This is a genomic window from Lysinibacillus phoenicis (assembly GCF_047238325.1).
Taxonomy (GTDB): Bacteria; Bacillota; Bacilli; order Bacillales_A; family Planococcaceae; genus Lysinibacillus; species Lysinibacillus irui.
Genome location: NZ_JBDFMP010000002.1, coordinates 1 through 17179, shown reverse-complemented (window position 1 = coordinate 17179; position 17179 = coordinate 1). Strand labels below are relative to the sequence as shown.

15 protein-coding genes and 1 riboswitch are annotated in these 17179 nt (G+C 39.2%); of the genes, 3 read left to right on the top strand and 12 right to left on the bottom strand.

What is annotated here, in order from left to right:
- Positions 1–405: 405 nt before the first annotated feature.
- The gene (locus tag ABC382_RS01225) at positions 406–1635 is read left to right on the top strand and encodes a saccharopine dehydrogenase family protein (RefSeq protein ID WP_274793596.1); all 1230 of its coding nucleotides are present in this window, start codon (positions 406–408) and stop codon (positions 1633–1635) included.
- Complete coding sequence (nspC, locus tag ABC382_RS01220; protein WP_274793597.1) at positions 1632–2771, top strand: carboxynorspermidine decarboxylase; 1140 nt, start codon at positions 1632–1634, stop codon at positions 2769–2771. The genes ABC382_RS01225 and nspC overlap by 4 nt, the downstream gene beginning before the upstream one ends.
- A gap of 45 nt (positions 2772–2816) precedes the next feature.
- Here nspC and ABC382_RS01215 read toward each other — a convergent pair whose 3' ends face one another.
- From ABC382_RS01215 to mce, 6 genes are all read right to left on the bottom strand, one after another.
- Positions 2817–3698: an amidase gene (locus tag ABC382_RS01215; RefSeq protein ID WP_412926519.1), complete on the bottom strand. Its 882-nt coding sequence runs from the start codon at positions 3696–3698 to the stop codon at positions 2817–2819.
- 43 nt (positions 3699–3741) lie between these two features.
- Positions 3742–3833, bottom strand: a riboswitch (cyclic di-GMP riboswitch).
- 137 nt (positions 3834–3970) lie between these two features.
- Complete coding sequence (locus ABC382_RS01210) at positions 3971–4459, bottom strand: chemotaxis protein CheW (RefSeq protein WP_274793599.1); 489 nt, start codon at positions 4457–4459, stop codon at positions 3971–3973.
- Between the two features lie 25 nt (positions 4460–4484).
- On the bottom strand, positions 4485–5600 hold the full coding sequence (locus ABC382_RS01205; RefSeq protein WP_412926518.1) for a M20/M25/M40 family metallo-hydrolase: 1116 nt from the start codon (positions 5598–5600) through the stop codon (positions 4485–4487).
- 136 nt (positions 5601–5736) lie between these two features.
- Complete coding sequence (locus tag ABC382_RS01200) at positions 5737–6690, bottom strand: coiled-coil domain-containing protein (protein WP_274793601.1); 954 nt, start codon at positions 6688–6690, stop codon at positions 5737–5739.
- A gap of 101 nt (positions 6691–6791) precedes the next feature.
- On the bottom strand, positions 6792–8339 hold the full coding sequence (locus ABC382_RS01195) for an acyl-CoA carboxylase subunit beta (RefSeq protein WP_274793602.1): 1548 nt from the start codon (positions 8337–8339) through the stop codon (positions 6792–6794).
- A gap of 5 nt (positions 8340–8344) precedes the next feature.
- Complete coding sequence (mce, locus tag ABC382_RS01190; protein WP_107949440.1) at positions 8345–8758, bottom strand: methylmalonyl-CoA epimerase; 414 nt, start codon at positions 8756–8758, stop codon at positions 8345–8347.
- A 125-nt stretch (positions 8759–8883) separates the two neighbouring features.
- Between mce and prli42 the strand changes: the two genes are divergently transcribed.
- Positions 8884–8979 (top strand): stressosome-associated protein Prli42, encoded by a 96-nt coding sequence (gene prli42, locus ABC382_RS01185; RefSeq protein ID WP_155273190.1) that lies wholly within the window; start codon positions 8884–8886, stop codon positions 8977–8979.
- A 21-nt stretch (positions 8980–9000) separates the two neighbouring features.
- Here the strand turns inward: prli42 and ABC382_RS01180 are convergent, their stop codons facing one another.
- The 6 genes from ABC382_RS01180 to ABC382_RS01155 form a co-directional block, all read right to left on the bottom strand.
- The gene (locus ABC382_RS01180; protein ID WP_274793603.1) at positions 9001–10011 is read right to left on the bottom strand and encodes an aromatic acid exporter family protein; all 1011 of its coding nucleotides are present in this window, start codon (positions 10009–10011) and stop codon (positions 9001–9003) included.
- A 151-nt stretch (positions 10012–10162) separates the two neighbouring features.
- Complete coding sequence (locus tag ABC382_RS01175; RefSeq protein WP_274793604.1) at positions 10163–10603, bottom strand: BrxA/BrxB family bacilliredoxin; 441 nt, start codon at positions 10601–10603, stop codon at positions 10163–10165.
- Positions 10604–10764: 161 nt separating this feature from the next.
- Positions 10765–11862: a methylmalonyl Co-A mutase-associated GTPase MeaB gene (meaB, locus tag ABC382_RS01170; protein WP_274793605.1), complete on the bottom strand. Its 1098-nt coding sequence runs from the start codon at positions 11860–11862 to the stop codon at positions 10765–10767.
- Complete coding sequence (gene scpA, locus ABC382_RS01165) at positions 11862–14015, bottom strand: methylmalonyl-CoA mutase (RefSeq protein ID WP_274793606.1); 2154 nt, start codon at positions 14013–14015, stop codon at positions 11862–11864. Before scpA ends, meaB begins: the two co-directional genes overlap by 1 nt.
- Entirely contained in the window at positions 14012–15715 is a 1704-nt protein-coding gene (locus ABC382_RS01160; RefSeq protein ID WP_412926517.1) for a methylmalonyl-CoA mutase family protein, read from the bottom strand. Before ABC382_RS01160 ends, scpA begins: the two co-directional genes overlap by 4 nt.
- 120 nt (positions 15716–15835) lie before the next feature.
- The coding region (locus ABC382_RS01155; RefSeq protein ID WP_274793608.1) for a dihydrolipoamide acetyltransferase family protein at positions 15836–17179 on the bottom strand (1344 nt) is incomplete at its 5' end.

The window sequence follows — 17179 nt, the reverse complement described above, 5'->3', positions numbered from 1 at the left end:
CTTGACTTGCCATTACTACTATAAAACGTTCCCTTTCTACCTTTAGTGTAAAAGGGATATTTTTATGTAAAGTTAGAAAGCATTAGCTCTTTAAGAATCCTATTTCATTCTTTTATTGATGTTACAGTTATTTTTTAAAGAGATTTAGTCGAACTGCTTCTCCTAACAGAAACATTTTGATATGAGTTGATTTCAATTCATTTTTTTACTAAATAGGCTGATTCGTTTAGTTCTTTTCATTCACAATTGGCTTCTTTTTCGAGGTATTCCCCTCTGATTACGACTAATTGTTGTAGAAAAACAAAATTTTTTGTAGAAAATTTTAAAACAATGATTGAGTACTATATCAAATTTCTGTATAATCAGCTTGTTTGACAATACTTTTATGAACTTGGGGGTAGACAATTGGGTAAAGCATTGATTATCGGAGCTGGCGGAGTTGCCAGTGTTGTGGTACACAAGTGTGTTCAAAATTCGGACGTATTTGAGGAAATTTGTATCGCAAGTAGAACTGTTTCAAAATGTGACGCTCTAAAAGAAAAACTAGACGGCGGAAAAACAAAAATTCATACTGCACAGGTAGACGCAGACAACACAGAAGAGGTTATTGAGCTTATAAAATCTTTCGGACCTGATGTTGTTATTAACGTTGCACTACCTTATCAGGACTTAACGATTATGGATGCTTGCTTAGCGACAGGTGTGCACTATGTGGATACTGCAAACTACGAGCCACCTGAAACGGCTAAATTTGAATATAAATGGCAATGGGCTTATAAAGAGAAGTTTGAAAAAGCTGGCTTAACTGCATTACTTGGTAGCGGTTTCGATCCAGGTGTTACAGGCGTTTTCACAGCTCATGCGCAAAAACATGAATTTGATGAAATCCACTATATCGATATCGTGGATGCAAATGCGGGAGATCATGGTTATCATTTCGCAACAAACTTCAACCCAGAAATTAACATTCGCGAAATTACAGCGAATGGTCGTTACTGGAAAGATGGTGAGTGGGTAGAAACTGCACCACTTGAGAAAAAAGAAGTTTATAACCTACCAGAAATCGGGCCAAAAGATATTTACCTTCTATACCATGAAGAGCTTGAATCACTAGCGAAAAATATCAAAGGTTTAAAACAAATCCGCTTCTGGATGACGTTCTCTGAAAAATACTTAACACACTTAAAAGTATTAGAAAACGTAGGTATGACATCAATTGAGCCGATCGAATTTGAAGGTCAAATGATTCAACCAATTCACTTCCTAAAAGCAGTATTACCAGATCCAGCTTCTCTTGGACCACGTACAAAAGGTAAAACAAATATCGGATGTATCATTCGCGGTCTAAAAGATGGCAAAGAAAAAACGTATTATGTTTACAATGTTTGTGATCACGAAGAGTGCTATAACGAGGTTGGTTCACAAGCGATTTCTTACACAACTGGTGTACCAGCTATGATTGGTGCAATGCTTGTGATGAATGGTCAATGGCGTAAACCGGGTGTTTGGAACGTGGAAGAGTTCGATCCAGATCCATTCATGGATGCACTAAATAAATGGGGTCTACCATGGCAAGAAAGCCATAACCCAGAATTACTTGACCTTGATTTAGATGCAAAGGAATTAAGCCGATGAAACCAATTGATTTTTCAAAAGTTCCATCCCCTTCCTATGTAGTGGATGAACGATTATTAACAAAAAATCTTGAGCTTTTAAAATCAATTCAAGATCGTACAGGCTGCCGAATTTTACTAGCCCTTAAAGGTTTCTCAATGCATTCAACATTCCCTTTAGTTGGGGAATATTTAGCAGGTATTACAGCCAGCTCACTGCATGAGGCACGCCTGGGCTATGAAAAAATGGGCAAGGAAGTTCACGTTTATGCTCCTGCATATATTGAGCATGAAATGGACGAGCTTCTAGGATATGTGGATCACATTGTTTTTAACTCATTTAACCAATGGGCACAGTACAAGGATAAAGTGAAATCTGCAGGTAAAACAATTGAATGTGGTATTCGAGTAAATCCTGAGTACTCTGAAATTGAAACTGCGCTTTACGATCCTTGCTATACAAATTCCCGTCTTGGTACGACTTTAGCTAACTTCGATAAATCACAGCTTGACGGCATTGATGGCTTGCACTTCCATGCGATGTGTGAGCAAAACTCTGATACGTTAGAGCGTATTATTGAAGTAGTAGAAGAAAAGTTTGGTGATGTTTTACACCAAATGAAATGGTTAAACTTTGGTGGTGGCCACCATATTACACGTGAAGATTATGATGTAGAGAAACTTGTTCACATCATTAATTATATTCAAGAAAAGTATAACCTGCTTGTTTACCTAGAGCCAGGTGAAGCAGTAGCGCTTAATACAGGCTATTTAGTCGCTACAGTACTTGATATTCAAAAAAATGGGATGGACCTTGCTATTTTAGATACGTCAGCAACATGTCATATGCCTGACGTACTTGAAATGCCATACCGCCCAATGATCATTGGTTCTGGTCAAGCGAATGAATTCGCACACACATATCGCTTAGGTGGACTTACATGTCTTGCTGGTGATGTGATTGGCGATTATTCGTTTGAAGAGCCATTAAAACCAGGTGATCGACTTGTCTTCACAGATATGGCCCATTATTCAATGGTGAAAAACCATATGTTTAACGGCGTCAACCTCCCTTCTATCGTTTCTTATAATGATGAAGAAGGTATTAAAGTCATTCGTGAATTTAAATTCGAGGACTACAGTGGTCGACTGTCCTAATACCAATAGAAAAGTCCTTCCAGTTTTACACTGGAAGGACTTTTTTTATGGCCGCATGGTCATCCAATTCTCCACATAATGAATGGCTACTCCATGAAAAGCATCGTTATTTGAAAAATGTTGGTGAACAAGTATAAGCTGTTCATTCATATAAGCTTCTCCATTATCATAAAAAGTAATATTTTGCCCTTCCTCTGAAGCGCCTGTTTCTACACCAATTACAATCGATTTATTCATCGTGGAAGCATAAGCAATTTCATGCTCAACAATAGAAATAATATCTTTTGCAGCATCGCGATAGGCCATGATCGTCACACTATCCACATGGTCAATGACCCAATCAGCTAATAACCCTTTTCCAAATTCGTTATGATACTGAACTTCATCAAACCAAAATGGCATATCTACTTCTAAAGTAAGTTGTAACTGATTTGCTTGCTCACTTGCTTTCATTATTAGTGTTTGATAGGATCCTATCGTTTGTGCTTGATGTGAGCTCCATCCACTATTTAAATAAGGTTCAACATCAAGATGAACCCCAGAAAATTGCTCAGATTCAGTTGAATTCTCATTATATGTATGTAACCAATTAAACAACTCGTCTTGGCTTCGACTACCCTCAGCTGAAACCCAGCTTGCAGCACCATCCAATGCATAAATGCGAATACCTTTGTCAGAAGCGTTGCTAATAAACTGCTTATAGTCATCGTTCGCTATGCCTTGATCGATTTGCAGATAAACCTTTTTAACATCGTTATGTTCTAAAAATAATAATATTTTTTCTTGGTCATCCATGATGAGGGATGTATCCCACAGCCACGTAGCCTTTTCCTGTGTAGCCATTGCATCAACCTTTCCACTTGATAAAGCTAATGAACTAATCATGATGACGATTAGTGCTGTCCACAACTTTAATTGTCTCTTCATACAAACTAACTCCATTCTACTCGCCACGGCTCCTAGAACAGAACCTGGCAACCTGACAATCATGCACTGAAAAAATAGTGTTTAGACTCATGGCTTTGCGTCCTTCCCTTTCGGTGAAGTTTGCCTTTTTCAGTTTTTTCTTACTCATTATCATACGCGGCTAGCAACGGTTTGTCTGTAGGTATAATGCATAATTGTCACATGTATGATCAGGTAAAAACGATAAAATACAGGTTAAATTTACTAGTCAAATATAAAAAAACGTAGAGTACTTAAGCCTCTACGTTTTCCTTTTCATTTTCAAGCATTTTGTGTAAATAATCGATAATTTCCCGAATGCCCTCTAATGAATTAACCAGTATTTTTGGATCAACATATGTTATCATACGATTTTCTAGATTAGCTACAGCTGTAAAGTAGCGCGTTTTACTATAATTGACAAGACCCAATTGTTGCAGTATGGAATCATCAAAATCAAGAATTTCACGAGCCTCTGTAACAAGTAATCCATAATTGACAACGTCCGTATTCATCACAATAATACGAGCAGTTGCTGTATTGGAGGAGCGGTTGTATAGTATTCGTTCAAAATCGAGAACGGGTACAAGCTCACCTCGAATTCTTGTAAAGCCTAGAAGATAGTTCGGTAAATGAGGAATAGGTGTTACATGCTCTAATTTTTCAATTGATATCGCTTGCTCTACAGGTACCGCATATTCCTCTGTCCCACAAGCAAAAACGACTGCTTTGACACTTTCCATGCGTTCACATCCTTCTATTCGACTGTTATTTTTTTGCAGATTCCTTGACGATTTCAACGAGTAAATCTGCTAATTTTTCTAATTCTTCGACTGGTATTTTTTCATTTGTTGTATGAATATCCTCGTATCCGACAGATAAATTCACTGTAGGAATACCAAATCCTGCGATCACATTCGCATCCGATCCTCCACCAGAAATACCTAATGTTGGTGTACGGTCAATATTGCGAACAGCTTCCATAGCAACCTGCACAACTTTATCTGTTTCTGTTACACGGAATCCAGGATACATAAGCTTCACTTCCACTTCTGCACGTGCGCCTAATGAAGCGGAAACTTGTTCAAATGTTTCCTGCATATGCTTTGTTTGGGCATCTAATTTAGCTTGATCAATGGAACGTGCTTCAGCTAGAATCGTCACTTCATCACATACGATATTCGTTGCTTGGCCACCTTCGAAGCGTCCAATATTAGCTGTCGTTTCCTCATCTAAACGCCCAAGCTTCATTTGAGCAATACACTTAGATGCTACTGTAATAGCGGAAATACCTTTTTCAGGAGCAACCCCAGCATGTGCCGTTTTGCCAATAATCTTTGCAAAAATTTTCGCTTGGAATGGTGCGGCTGTTACGATCCCACCTACTTTGCCATCACTATCCACCGCAAAGCCATACTTTGCTTTAATGTTAGATGGATCTAACTCTTTAGCACCAGCAAGACCGCTCTCTTCACCAGCGGTAATAATGAATTCTATATCTCCGTGCTCTATATCTTGCTCTTTTAATCGCTTGACCATCTCAAAGAGTGCTGCTAGGCCTGCCTTATCATCAGCACCTAAAATTGTCGTACCATCGGATACGATATAACCATCATCACGCAGGGATGGTTGAATGCCTTTCCCTGGAACAACTGTATCCATATGAGAAGTAAAATAGATTGGCTCCACATCTAGAGTACCTTTTAAAGTGGCGATAATATTGCCTGCTCCATGTCCATTACGCGTATGTGCATCATCTTGGATGACTGTAAATCCAAGTGCAGTTAATTTATCTACAAGAATTGGTGCAATTACTTGTTCATGCTTTGTTTCTGAATCAATTTGAACGAGCTCAAAAAACTCTTCTACTAAACGACTTGTCATGTTGTAAAACTCCCTTAGTTTACGTGTTCTTCCACGTTATAGTATACGTATTATTTTAGCACAACGTCAGAAGAGTTGAAATCACTTGAACAATCCGACAGACTAAAAGTCCGAGAAAAAAATCCTCAGACTTTCCTTAGACATTTAAAATAGCCTCTTTTTCTTCTATTATCGTTTGTAGATAGCTCACTGCTTTGTTATGTTTATCCCGTAAGCGCCAAATTGTATTATGTACATCATCTTGCACACGTGATACCTGTTCCCTTGCAGTTGAAATTTTAGAATGGACAGACCAGGCTGAAAAAATATCATCAAAGAAGTAGTCAGCAAATTTAACGAAACCATCTGTCTCCACATGGAGTGATTTTGTTGACATCTCATGAACATCCAATAATTCATTATGAAAACGTTGCAAGGCAATTTGAGCACTGTGTAAGTAGTTCTCCGATTGATCGAGTGCATCGTGCTTTAAGTGAGTGGCAATGAGTCCACCGCCAAAAAAAGTATCCCAAGTGGAGTATCCGCTGGCAGAATGTAATGAAGCTGCCGCTTGCCCTAGCTTTGTTAAGGCTACTTCTCCTGCTTCCTCAGCTTCTTGGATTTCTGTTATCAGTTGTTTGGTTAACATTTCTTCATTTGCTAAATGCTCTAGTCTAGCTGCTTGTGCTGGATCATGAAGCTGTAAGTACTTGTTCTTTTTTGAAAGTACCTGTTTCAGTGCTTGTTGTAAGGCCACTTCATCTATTTGCGTTAGTTTATGCTTTACTTGAATGTTATCTTCAGTTAAGTCAACTTGCATTTTTTTTGCTTCATTCATCTTTAATTCAAGTACCGCTGCTTTATCAATTTTTTCTGCACGAAGCTCATCTTGTTGTCCAGTCCACGTACGAATCATATTCATAAACGAGAAACTATCTAATTTATCCAGTTTGGATCGAATTTGATTGAGTGCTGCTGTATGTTGGTCTATTTCCTGTTGTGTAAGTTCAATTTGGCTATTCAGTAACTGACTTTGCTCCTTTAATCTGGATGCTTTTCTTAGTTGTGCATGAATCTTTTCTTGCTCTGTTTGTAATTGCTGCCATTCCATTCATCTCAACTCCTCTTATCTATCAGTACGGATGACAAGGAAAAATGTTTCATTTAAAAAAAGAAAAACCTAGTAACTATCACGCTACTAGGCTTGTTTTTTTATAGTGGAATGTTACCGTGTTTTTTCTCTGGACGAGTTTCGTGTTTGTTTGCTAGCATATCTAGTCCTTGAATTAGCTTAATACGAGTATCTCGAGGATCGATAACATCGTCTACCATTCCACGTGAAGCTGCAACATAAGGGTTTGCAAATTTTTCTTTATATTCTTCAATTTTGGCAGCACGTGTCGCTTCTGGGTCATCCGATTTCGCTATTTCACGTGCAAAAATAATGTTCGCGGCACCTGCTGCACCCATAACAGCAATTTCAGCATTTGGCCAAGCAAATACCAGGTCTGCACCAATAGATTTAGAGTTTAAGGCAACGTAAGCGCCTCCATAAGCTTTACGTAAAATAACTGTAATTTTTGGTACTGTCGCTTCTGAATAAGCATAAAGGATTTTCGCACCATGACGAATAATACCGCCATGCTCTTGTTTAACACCTGGGAAGAAGCCAGATACGTCTTCAAATGTGATGATTGGAATATTGTAAGCATCACACGTGCGAATGAAACGAGCCGCTTTATCAGAAGAATCAATATCTAATCCACCTGCAAGTACTTTTGGTTGGTTACAAACAAGTCCAACTGATTCACCAGCAATACGTGCAAAACCAACAACTACGTTTTTTGCAAACTCTGCGTGAACCTCCATGAACGAATCTTCATCCACTACTTGTTCTACAACTCTTCGTACATCATATGGTCGCGTTGTTTCAATTGGCACTGTATCCACGATTTCTGGACGGTAGTCATCCCCTTCAGGACGTGCTTGACGTGGTGCCTTTTCTTTATTATTTTGTGGTAAATAGCTTAATAGTTTCTTAATTTGATCAATTGCTTCTTCTTCAGATGGTGCGCGGAAATGAGCGTTTCCACTTACTGCATTATTGACTTTTGAACCACCTAAATCTTCAGCGGAGATTTTCTCACCCGTTACGGTTTCGATTACTTTAGGTCCTGTAATGAACATTTGAGATGTTTTATCAACCATTAGGATAAAGTCAGTAATAGCCGGAGAATATACCGCTCCACCAGCACATGGTCCCATAATAACAGAGATTTGCGGAATCACCCCTGAATAAATCGCATTACGGTAGAAAATGTGACCATAACCATCAAGAGAAAGAACACCCTCTTGGATACGTGCGCCACCTGAATCATTGATGCCGATAAATGGTGTACCATTTTTCGCAGCTAGGTCCATTACCGTCGCCATTTTTTTCGCATGCATTTCACCAAGAGCTCCACCAAACACTGTGAAATCTTGAGAGAATAAGTATACAGGACGGCCATTGATTTTTCCGAAACCGGTTACAACACCATCACCAGGACCTTCCATTTTGTCCATCCCGAAATCTACTGTACGATGCGTAATAAATGGATTGATTTCAAAAAATGTGCCATCATCTAGCAATAATTCAATACGTTCACGAGCTGTTAATTTTCCTTTTTCGTGCTGTTTGTCGATGCGCTCATAGCCACCACCAAGTTCAATTACCGTCTTACGATCATATAAATCATTGATTTTGTCGAACATATCCATATTGATCACTTATCCCCTTTTCCACTTTTATCACATAATTCATATAACACACCGAATGAAGATTTCGGATGCATGAACGCAACCTCTGCACCACCAGCACCTGGCCCTGGCTCGTCGGATAATAGACGTACACCTTTCTCCCGAAGCTCTGCCATACGCTCACGAATTCCTGTCACTCCGAAGGCCACATGATGAATGCCTTCTCCACGTTTCTCAATAAATCCATGAATGGCGCTCTTTTCACTCATTGGTTCTAATAGCTCTATTTTTACGTTGCCTGCGTCGATAAATGCCACACGAACCTGTTGAGATTCTACTTCTTCTACTTTCAACAACTTTAAACCTAAAGTTTCTGTATAATATGTAATGCGTTCATCAAGATCGCGCACCGCAATCCCAATATGGTCTACTTTCTCCATGGTGACATCTCCTTCTGTTATGGTACATACTCTATTTTACAGACTTTTTTGTCAAAACTCTACTACTTGAGAAATTTTTCAGATTTGCTAAACTATTTATAAGAAAAGAAGGAGCGAACGAGCATATGAGTAATAAAAAGTTTCAAAAAATTGTTGTTTATAGCATGATAGCGATTATGCTAATCTCATCTCTAGCATTCGGATTATCTATGCTAGTTTAAGGCAAGTCACAAGCGTCCACACTACTGTGGGCGCTCTTTTTTGACCTTTAAACCCTTAAATGATTGCTTTATTTCTAAATACCTGTCCATTTCCTCTATAAACTGATAGAGGGCTGCCTGGGCGATAAATTGCTCATGATTTTGTGGTAAAGGTAACTGTGAAAAATCATGTTTAACCTGCTCTAACTTTTCTCGATAATGTCGCGCTGTATTTCCAGAGTGAACATGCTCACCAAGGTCTTGTAAAAAATCTGCCACAATTTCAGCCTCTTGTACTATAACAGGTAATGTTGTAATTTTTGGAAGTACTCTTTCAATAATTTCTAACTGCCGCTCACGCATATCAAAATACTTGTAGTAATCATTTTTTCGTCTCATAAAATGATTTTCAACATCTTTAAATGCTAAAGACTTGGCATCATCTAATGTTTTTATCGCTTCTATGATTTCATGCCCATCCCACAGCATATCTCCTTGTCGTAAATAGCTTGCAATTTCTATAAAAATCTTACTATAAAGCTCCTCAATTTTAACTCTATAGTAATTTAATTCCTTTTGAATGTCTGGCATATACATATTAATGGCAATTCCCGTTCCATAACCGATAGCCATTAATGCTAATTCATTATAAACAAGTGCCAGCGAAAAACCTTCAGCAGCGTATATATGCATAATAATGACGACACTGGAAATAAATCCGTCTGCAACTTTTAACGACACGATGGTTGGTATAAACAGTATTAACATACCCGCTAATGTAAGTGGATGATAAGCAAAAAGCTCAAAGCTCACAAAAGCAAAAATCATCGCAATAATACTTGAGACCAATCGTGTATATGCTGCATAAATGGATTTCTTTTTCGTAGGCTGCACACATAATATGGTTAGAATACCAGCAGATGCATACGAGGCTAAATCAAAATATTGAGCAATGGCAATTGCAATTGCTGCACCGATTGCTGTTTTTAACGTTCGATAGCCGATTGAAAACTTCTTCAGGCCGACTGCCTCCCATCCTTTAGTACTCTTCACTCATATAGCTAATCATTTAGCCAATATTACAAAAATTTTAATAATAACGGAACTCACTATATATGGAGATAAGTAGGTAGCCTACATAGATAAAGTTATCTATGTGGCTATTCTACTTACATTTAATGATTTTTCTTATACAAGAATAGAATTACAGTTCGTCACAGTATTCTTCAAAGTTAGCTTGTAAATTTGTTACAACTGACATTGGGTCATGCCCTTCGATTTCATAGCGACCAACTTCGGCTACTACTTGTCCATCCTTTAAAAGCACGAATGATGGTGAAGAAGGTAAGTGATCTTCCCCGAAATGATAACGTGCTGCTGCAGTAGCTTCTTTATCTTGCCCTGCAAATACTGTTACTAAATGATCTGGGCGTTTATCGTAATGTACGCATTGTGCAGCTGCTGGACGAGCAATACCACCCGCACAACCACATACTGAGTTAACCATAACTAATGTAGTACCTGGGCGAGCAAACGCCTCTTCAACAGCTTCTGGTGTTTTAAGTTGTTCGTAACCAGCTGCCTCAATTTCAGCACGTGCTGTTTTTAAAATTTCCTGCATAAATAAATCGTAATCCATATTCATATAGCGATAGCTCCTTTCAAGTCGGCGTCATTTTAGCTTTATTTTATATAGTTGGTATTTGACGCTCATACATCTCTTATCATAGCAGTTTGCAAAGAATTTGTGCACCTTCTTGCTCAACACAAATCACTTGATTTTACTAAGATTTCAATATGACTAGTTTACTTGTCTTCCTGCTCTTCGCTAAATAAACGATCAACACCCTGTGTGACTGTCAATTGTCCGCTTAAAATTTGGCGTTCAAGCAGCTGTACATGGGCTTTTCGCTGTGGATTCCCATAAAATAAATCAATTAGATGATCAGTAATCATAGTTTGGAACCACTCTTTTGTTTGATTTTGACGTCGAGTAGCCCAATATTGATTGTCTTCCACAATTTGTTTGAATTGTTCAATTGTCGCCCAAACCTTATCAAGTCCCCGTTTTTCTAGTGAACTCACTGGCATCGATGTTGACATCCAACCAGGTGTGGCAGGCTGTAAAAAATGTAAAATTTGCTTATACTCTGCAACTGTTTTTTTGGCTAAACGAACATTATCACCATCCGCTTTATGCACGATAATAGCATCCGCTAATTCCATGATTCCTTTTTTCATGCCTTGCAGCTCATCGCCAGCCCCTGTTAAAACGAGTAATAGGAAGAAATCAACCATCCCACGGACATAGGTTTCACTTTGCCCAACACCAACGGTCTCAATTAAGATCACATCATAGCCAGCCGCTTCACAAACTAACATTGTTTCACGTGTCTTTTTATGAACACCCCCTAGGGTACCTGCTGATGGGGATGGACGGACAAATGCAGTAGGCTTCTTGACGAGCTCCTCCATGCGCGTTTTATCCCCAAGAATACTTCCTCCGGATAATGAAGAGCTTGGATCAATCGCAAGGACAGCAACTCGTTTCCCCATTTCACAAAGCATTGTTCCGAAAGCTTCAATGAAGGAACTCTTCCCTGCTCCTGGAACACCTGTAATGCCTATTCGAATACTATTCCCTGTATGCGGGAGCAGCTCCTGTAATAGCTCTTGTGCTTGCACTTTATGGGTTGCATTAGAGCTTTCTATGAGGGTAATGGCTTTTGACAAATGGGTGCGAGAGCCCGCACGTACCTGTTGTGCAAGCTCTCGTATATTCAAATTGTCGGCCTTTTTCTTTCGGAATTTTTTCGGTGTACCATATTGCATACCGTCGTGAGTTGCCTCGACTCCGTCCATGACAAATAGCGCACTGTCTTCCATTTCTTTATTTTTGTCCATTATTCAGACACTTCCTCATAGCCTAAACGTTTGTAGATTTCTTCTATAATTTTTTGTGCGGATACAGGAATTACTGTACCTGGTCCAAAAATAGCTACTGCGCCGGCATTATAAAGGAATTCATAATCTTGCGCTGGAATAACACCGCCAACGATAATGATAATATCTCCGCGTCCTAATTTTTCAAGCTCTGCAACCAATTCAGGGACCAATGTTTTATGACCTGCTGCTAGAGATGATACCCCAATGACATGAACATCATTTTCAACAGCCATTTGAGCTGCCTCAGCTGGTGTCATAAATAATGGTGAAATATCCACATCAAAGCCTAAATCAGCATAGCCTGTTGCAACAACTTTAGCACCACGGTCATGTCCATCTTGTCCCATTTTGGCTACTAAAATACGTGGACGACGACCTTCATTTTCAAGGAATTCTTCTGTCATTTGTTTTACTTCTGCAATTTGCTCCTCATCAGAGAAGTTTGCAGAGTAAACACCAGAAATAGAGCGAATTACGGCCTTATGACGTCCAGAAACCGCTTCGATGGCATCAGAAATTTCACCTAAAGAGGCACGTGCACGCGCTGCATCCACTGCTACAGCAAGTAAGTTTTCTTCCCCATCTTGAGCAGCTTTCGTTAAACGAGCTAAATGTTTTTGCACTTCCGCTTCATCTCGAGCTGCCTTCATTGCTTCTAAACGTTCAATTTGCTTTTGGCGTACAATTGTATTATCGATATCGAGAATATCAATTGGCTCTTCTTTTGCTAAACGATATTTATTTACCCCGACAATGGTTTCCGTTTTAGAGTCGATTTTCGCCTGACGTTTAGCCGCGGCTTCCTCGACTTTCATTTTTGGAAGTCCAGTTTCTATTGCTTTGGCCATTCCGCCAAGGGCTTCAATTTCTTCGATTAGTGCCCAAGCGGATTTTGTGATTTCGTCTGTTAATTTCTCGACGTAGTATGAACCACCCCACGGATCAATCACTTTCGTCATCGCTGTTTCTTCTTGTAAAAATAGCTGAGTATTACGAGCGATACGGGCAGAGAAATCGGTTGGAAGGGCAATTGCTTCATCTAGTGCGTTCGTATGAAGAGATTGTGTATGCCCCATCGCAGAAGCATTCGCTTCGATTAGCGTACGTGCAACATTATTAAATGGATCTTGCTCGGTTAAAGACCAACCAGATGTTTGTGAATGTGTTCGCAATGCTAATGTTTTTGGATTTTTTGGATTAAACGTTGACATCATCTGTGCCCAAATACGACGTGCTGCGCGCATTTTAGCAACTTCCATGTAATAGTTCATGCCAATTGCCCAGAAGAACGATAGTCGAGGCGCAAATGCATCAATATCAATCCCTGCTTTTAACCCTGTACGTACATATTCCAAGCCATCTGCTAATGTATACGCAAGCTCAATGTCATTTGTTGCGCCTGCTTCTTGAATATGGTAACCAGAAATCGAAATAGAGTTAAATTTAGGCATATACTTTGCTGTATATTCAAAAATATCTGCAATAATTTTCATCGACATAGCTGGTGGGTAAATATATGTATTACGCACCATGTATTCTTTTAAAATATCGTTTTGAATCGTACCTGCTAATTTCTCTGGAGTTACCCCTTGCTCTTCCGCTGCTACAATATAGAATGCAAGAACTGGTAATACTGCTCCATTCATTGTCATAGAAACGGACATTTGGTCTAACGGTATTTGATCGAAAAGGATTTTCATATCCTCAACAGAATCGATAGCTACACCAGCTTTCCCTACATCCCCCGTTACACGTGGATGATCTGAGTCATAGCCTCGGTGTGTTGCTAAGTCGAATGCTACAGAAAGCCCTTTTTGCCCCATTGCCAAGTTTCGTTTGTAAAAGGCATTAGATTCTTCAGCAGTTGAAAAACCTGCATATTGTCGAACTGTCCACGGACGAGCTACATACATGGTAGGGTATGGACCACGTGTATTAGGTGCAATACCAGCTACGTCGTTTAAATGTTTAGCTTCCTTAATATCTTCTTTTGTATAGATATCTTTAATTTCAATTCCTTCATTCGTCATAAATTTGTCTTCAGACGCTTGAGGTGCTTCAGTTGTTAAAACTTTTTCTATTTCTACTGCATTAAAATTTGGCTTGCTCATCGTTGGACCTCCTTCATGCTCGCGAACACAGACTGTAATTTTTCAATGATGTTCTGTCCTGCGAAAATAAAGCCGTTTAAGCCATTTGCTAACCATACTTCTTCTTCGTCTTTAAATTTACCAGCAACATCTACTATCACATCTGCTGGTTTATTAGCTAAAATGGCTGGTACAAGCTCTTTTGTATCTTCATCATTACCTGCAATCACCACATATTTAGCCTCTGTTGCCTTTAGCCATGCTACTGCCTCTTCAACAGTTGTTACTGGCTCGCTTTTTTCGGGAACTAGGCCAACCGTATTTAAGAAACCAGCTACAAAATCGGCACGTGGCTTAGCGCTTTTTAATGTACCTATTGCTAGAATGCCTGTTTGGACATGGGCTGCTGTCATTTTTCCACGCAGATTTTCAAATGGAATGGCGATACGCTTAATGTCAGCAAATAATGGATTTGTTTCCTGTTCAAGGGCATCGGCTGGATTAGCATAAATGTTTGTTCCAATTAATGATTGCTTGCGTGTTTCTGCAGCATTTATACGAGTTCGATAGGATTTTTCTATTTCCTCTGCCAGCTTACCAGATGCTGTGTATTCATCAATTCCACCGGCTGCCTCAATTTCTAAAAATAATGCCCATGCTTCTTTCACAAAGTCCGCTGTTAACGACTCAATGAAATAAGAACCGCCTGCAGGATCAGTTACTTTCAGGACATTTGTTTCTTCTTTTAAAATTAATGATACATTACGGGCAATACGAATAGATTGCTCTGTAGGATTCGTTAATACATCATGTGGATGAACAGTAAAGAGGTCGGCACCACCGATTAATCCCGAAAGCGCTTCATTTGAAGAACGCAATAAATTGACATAAACATCTAATTTAGAAAAGCTTCTTAACGATGTCTCGGCAACTGTTGGGATTTTTACATTGTTTGACACACCATAAGCAGATGAGAACGCTTTCCAAAGTACTTTAAAAGCACGAAGTTTTGCAATCTCCGTAAAGAATTGTGTATCAATAGCAAACGAGACAAAAAACTTCTTCGAAAAGGCTTCAAAGCTATCTTCCTGCTCGGCAAATTTTGCTGCTAATGCAAGTGCATAGGCTAATTCTTGTACTGCATTGGCACCTTCATTATGATAAACAGTTGTATCTGCACTGACTGAGCGCACGCTCGGAAAAGCACCTAAAGAAATAGGATCTTTCGAAACAATGAATCCTTTAACTGCCTCTCGTTGATCCTCTACTATATGATCGAATACTGCTAATAATGGGTCTTTTGAATTTTGAATAGTAATTTTAAATGAATATTCAGAGAAATATGATGCTAATTTGACCAATACTTCTTCTGTCCAAACAAAATTCACACGGCTATCAATCGTAATAATTTCATTGCCTCGTGCTAAACTATCTTCAAGTTGAGCAAAAAAAGCTTCACTTGTATCAGCATGAATTTGCTGTGCCACCTGAAAAACTTGATTATTTTGTTGTGAACGGATTGTGGCAACTTGTAAATCAAGCTCTTCGCCAAGCTTTGCTACTAAGCTTTCTTGTGTGTAAAGTGGCTGTAGTGTAACACCTTCATTTGTTTTCGTAAATAGTGACTCAAATGGTTTCCCTTTTAAAGCTTTGATTGCTGCATCTTGCCAGTCTGAATAGGCTGGTATTTCAAATTCAATATTTTTCATGTTGTTTGACATGCGGACGCTAATCAGCTTCCCCCCTTAGTAGTTTCTATTTGTTATTCTACATGACAAATAGCGACTCGAAAAGCATAAAAAAAATCGGAAACCTTTATACAGCAGGTTTCCGACGAGTCATCAGTAGACTGACGTTGAAGATTTATTCGTATTTTCGAGTATTTCTTTTACTCTATTTAGGAATTTGCCACATACAAGTCCATCAAGTACTCGATGATCTAATGATAAACATAAATTCACAATATCACGAGCAGCAAACATTCCACCTGGTAAAACAACTGGTTTCTTTACAATACTTTCCACTTGTAAAATTGCTGCTTGTGGGTAATTGATAATACCCATTGATTGAACTGAGCCAAATGCTCCCGTATTATTAACTGTAAATGTACCACCTGTGATGTCATCCATTGCCAATTTTCCTGTACGAACTTTTATTGCAAGCTCATGGATTTCTTTAGCAATTCCTTTAATGGATTTCTCATCAGCGTGTTTTATAACAGGGACAAATAAGGCATCATCTGTCGCTACCGCAATCGAGATATTGATGTCATGCTTTTGGATAATTTTATCTTCTGCCCACATCGAATTCAACATTGGGAACTCCTTCAAGGCTTGAGCAACTGCTTTTACAAAGAAGGCGAAATATGTAAGATTAAAGCCTTCTTTTTGCTTAAATTCATTCTTTAAGCTATCACGGTAAGCTACTAAATCTGTTACATCCACTTCCATCATCATCCAAGCATGTGGCGCTTCATGAACGCTTCTTACCATATTATTTGCAATGGCACGGCGCACTTTCGTCACTGGAATTTCAATATCTCCTGGGTGAACAGGTTGTGCTGGTGCTGCTGGTTTTTCTGCTTGTTGCTGCTGAGCTGGTGCTACAGTAGCATCTGATGTTGTTTGAACAGCTGATGGTGCTGGCACGACATCATTTGCTGTTGGAATATTGCCAGTTTCAATGAGCTTAAGCAGATCTTTTCTTGTAATACGACCACCCTCGCCTGTTCCTGTTACTTGATCGAGTGCAATATCATGCTCCTGGGCAAGACGAAGAACAGCTGGTGAGTAGCGCACTTTATCTTTGCGTACTTCTTTTGGCGTAGCTGAAGGCGTAGGAGCTGGTTGAGGTGCCTCCTGCTTCTTTTGAACCCCTGCATTTAAAATAGCTGAGCTTACTGAAGATTTTTTTTCTTGAGGCGGTGGTGGTAATTCACCTTCCCCTGCTATTTCAATAGAGCATACGACGGCTCCAACTGGTAATGTTTGACCTTCTTGCGCGATAAGCTCCGTAATAACCCCTTCAAATGAGGATGGGATTTCTGCATTTACCTTATCTGTTACGACCTCTGCTAGTGGATCATATTTTTTAACTGTATCTCCAGGCTTTACAAGCCATTTTTCAATTGTACCTTCTGTTACACTTTCACCGAGTTGAGGCATTGTAATATTTTGAACTGACAT

Excerpts from the sequence above, each read along its gene's own strand:
- nspC (WP_274793597.1), top strand. The coding sequence starts at position 1,632 with ATGAAACCAATTGATTTTTCAAAAGTTCCATCCCCTTCCTATGTAGTG.
- ABC382_RS01215 (WP_412926519.1), bottom strand. The coding sequence starts at position 3,698 with ATGAAGAGACAATTAAAGTTGTGGACAGCACTAATCGTCATCATGATT.
- ABC382_RS01210 (WP_274793599.1), bottom strand. The coding sequence starts at position 4,459 with ATGGAAAGTGTCAAAGCAGTCGTTTTTGCTTGTGGGACAGAGGAATAT.
- ABC382_RS01205 (WP_412926518.1), bottom strand. The coding sequence starts at position 5,600 with ATGACAAGTCGTTTAGTAGAAGAGTTTTTTGAGCTCGTTCAAATTGAT.
- ABC382_RS01200 (WP_274793601.1), bottom strand. The coding sequence starts at position 6,690 with ATGGAATGGCAGCAATTACAAACAGAGCAAGAAAAGATTCATGCACAA.
- ABC382_RS01195 (WP_274793602.1), bottom strand. The coding sequence starts at position 8,339 with ATGGATATGTTCGACAAAATCAATGATTTATATGATCGTAAGACGGTA.
- mce (WP_107949440.1), bottom strand. The coding sequence starts at position 8,758 with ATGGAGAAAGTAGACCATATTGGGATTGCGGTGCGCGATCTTGATGAA.
- prli42 (WP_155273190.1), top strand. The coding sequence starts at position 8,884 with ATGAGTAATAAAAAGTTTCAAAAAATTGTTGTTTATAGCATGATAGCG.
- ABC382_RS01175 (WP_274793604.1), bottom strand. The coding sequence starts at position 10,603 with ATGAATATGGATTACGATTTATTTATGCAGGAAATTTTAAAAACAGCA.
- meaB (WP_274793605.1), bottom strand. The coding sequence starts at position 11,862 with ATGGACAAAAATAAAGAAATGGAAGACAGTGCGCTATTTGTCATGGAC.
- scpA (WP_274793606.1), bottom strand. The coding sequence starts at position 14,015 with ATGAGCAAGCCAAATTTTAATGCAGTAGAAATAGAAAAAGTTTTAACA.
- ABC382_RS01160 (WP_412926517.1), bottom strand. The coding sequence starts at position 15,715 with ATGTCAAACAACATGAAAAATATTGAATTTGAAATACCAGCCTATTCA.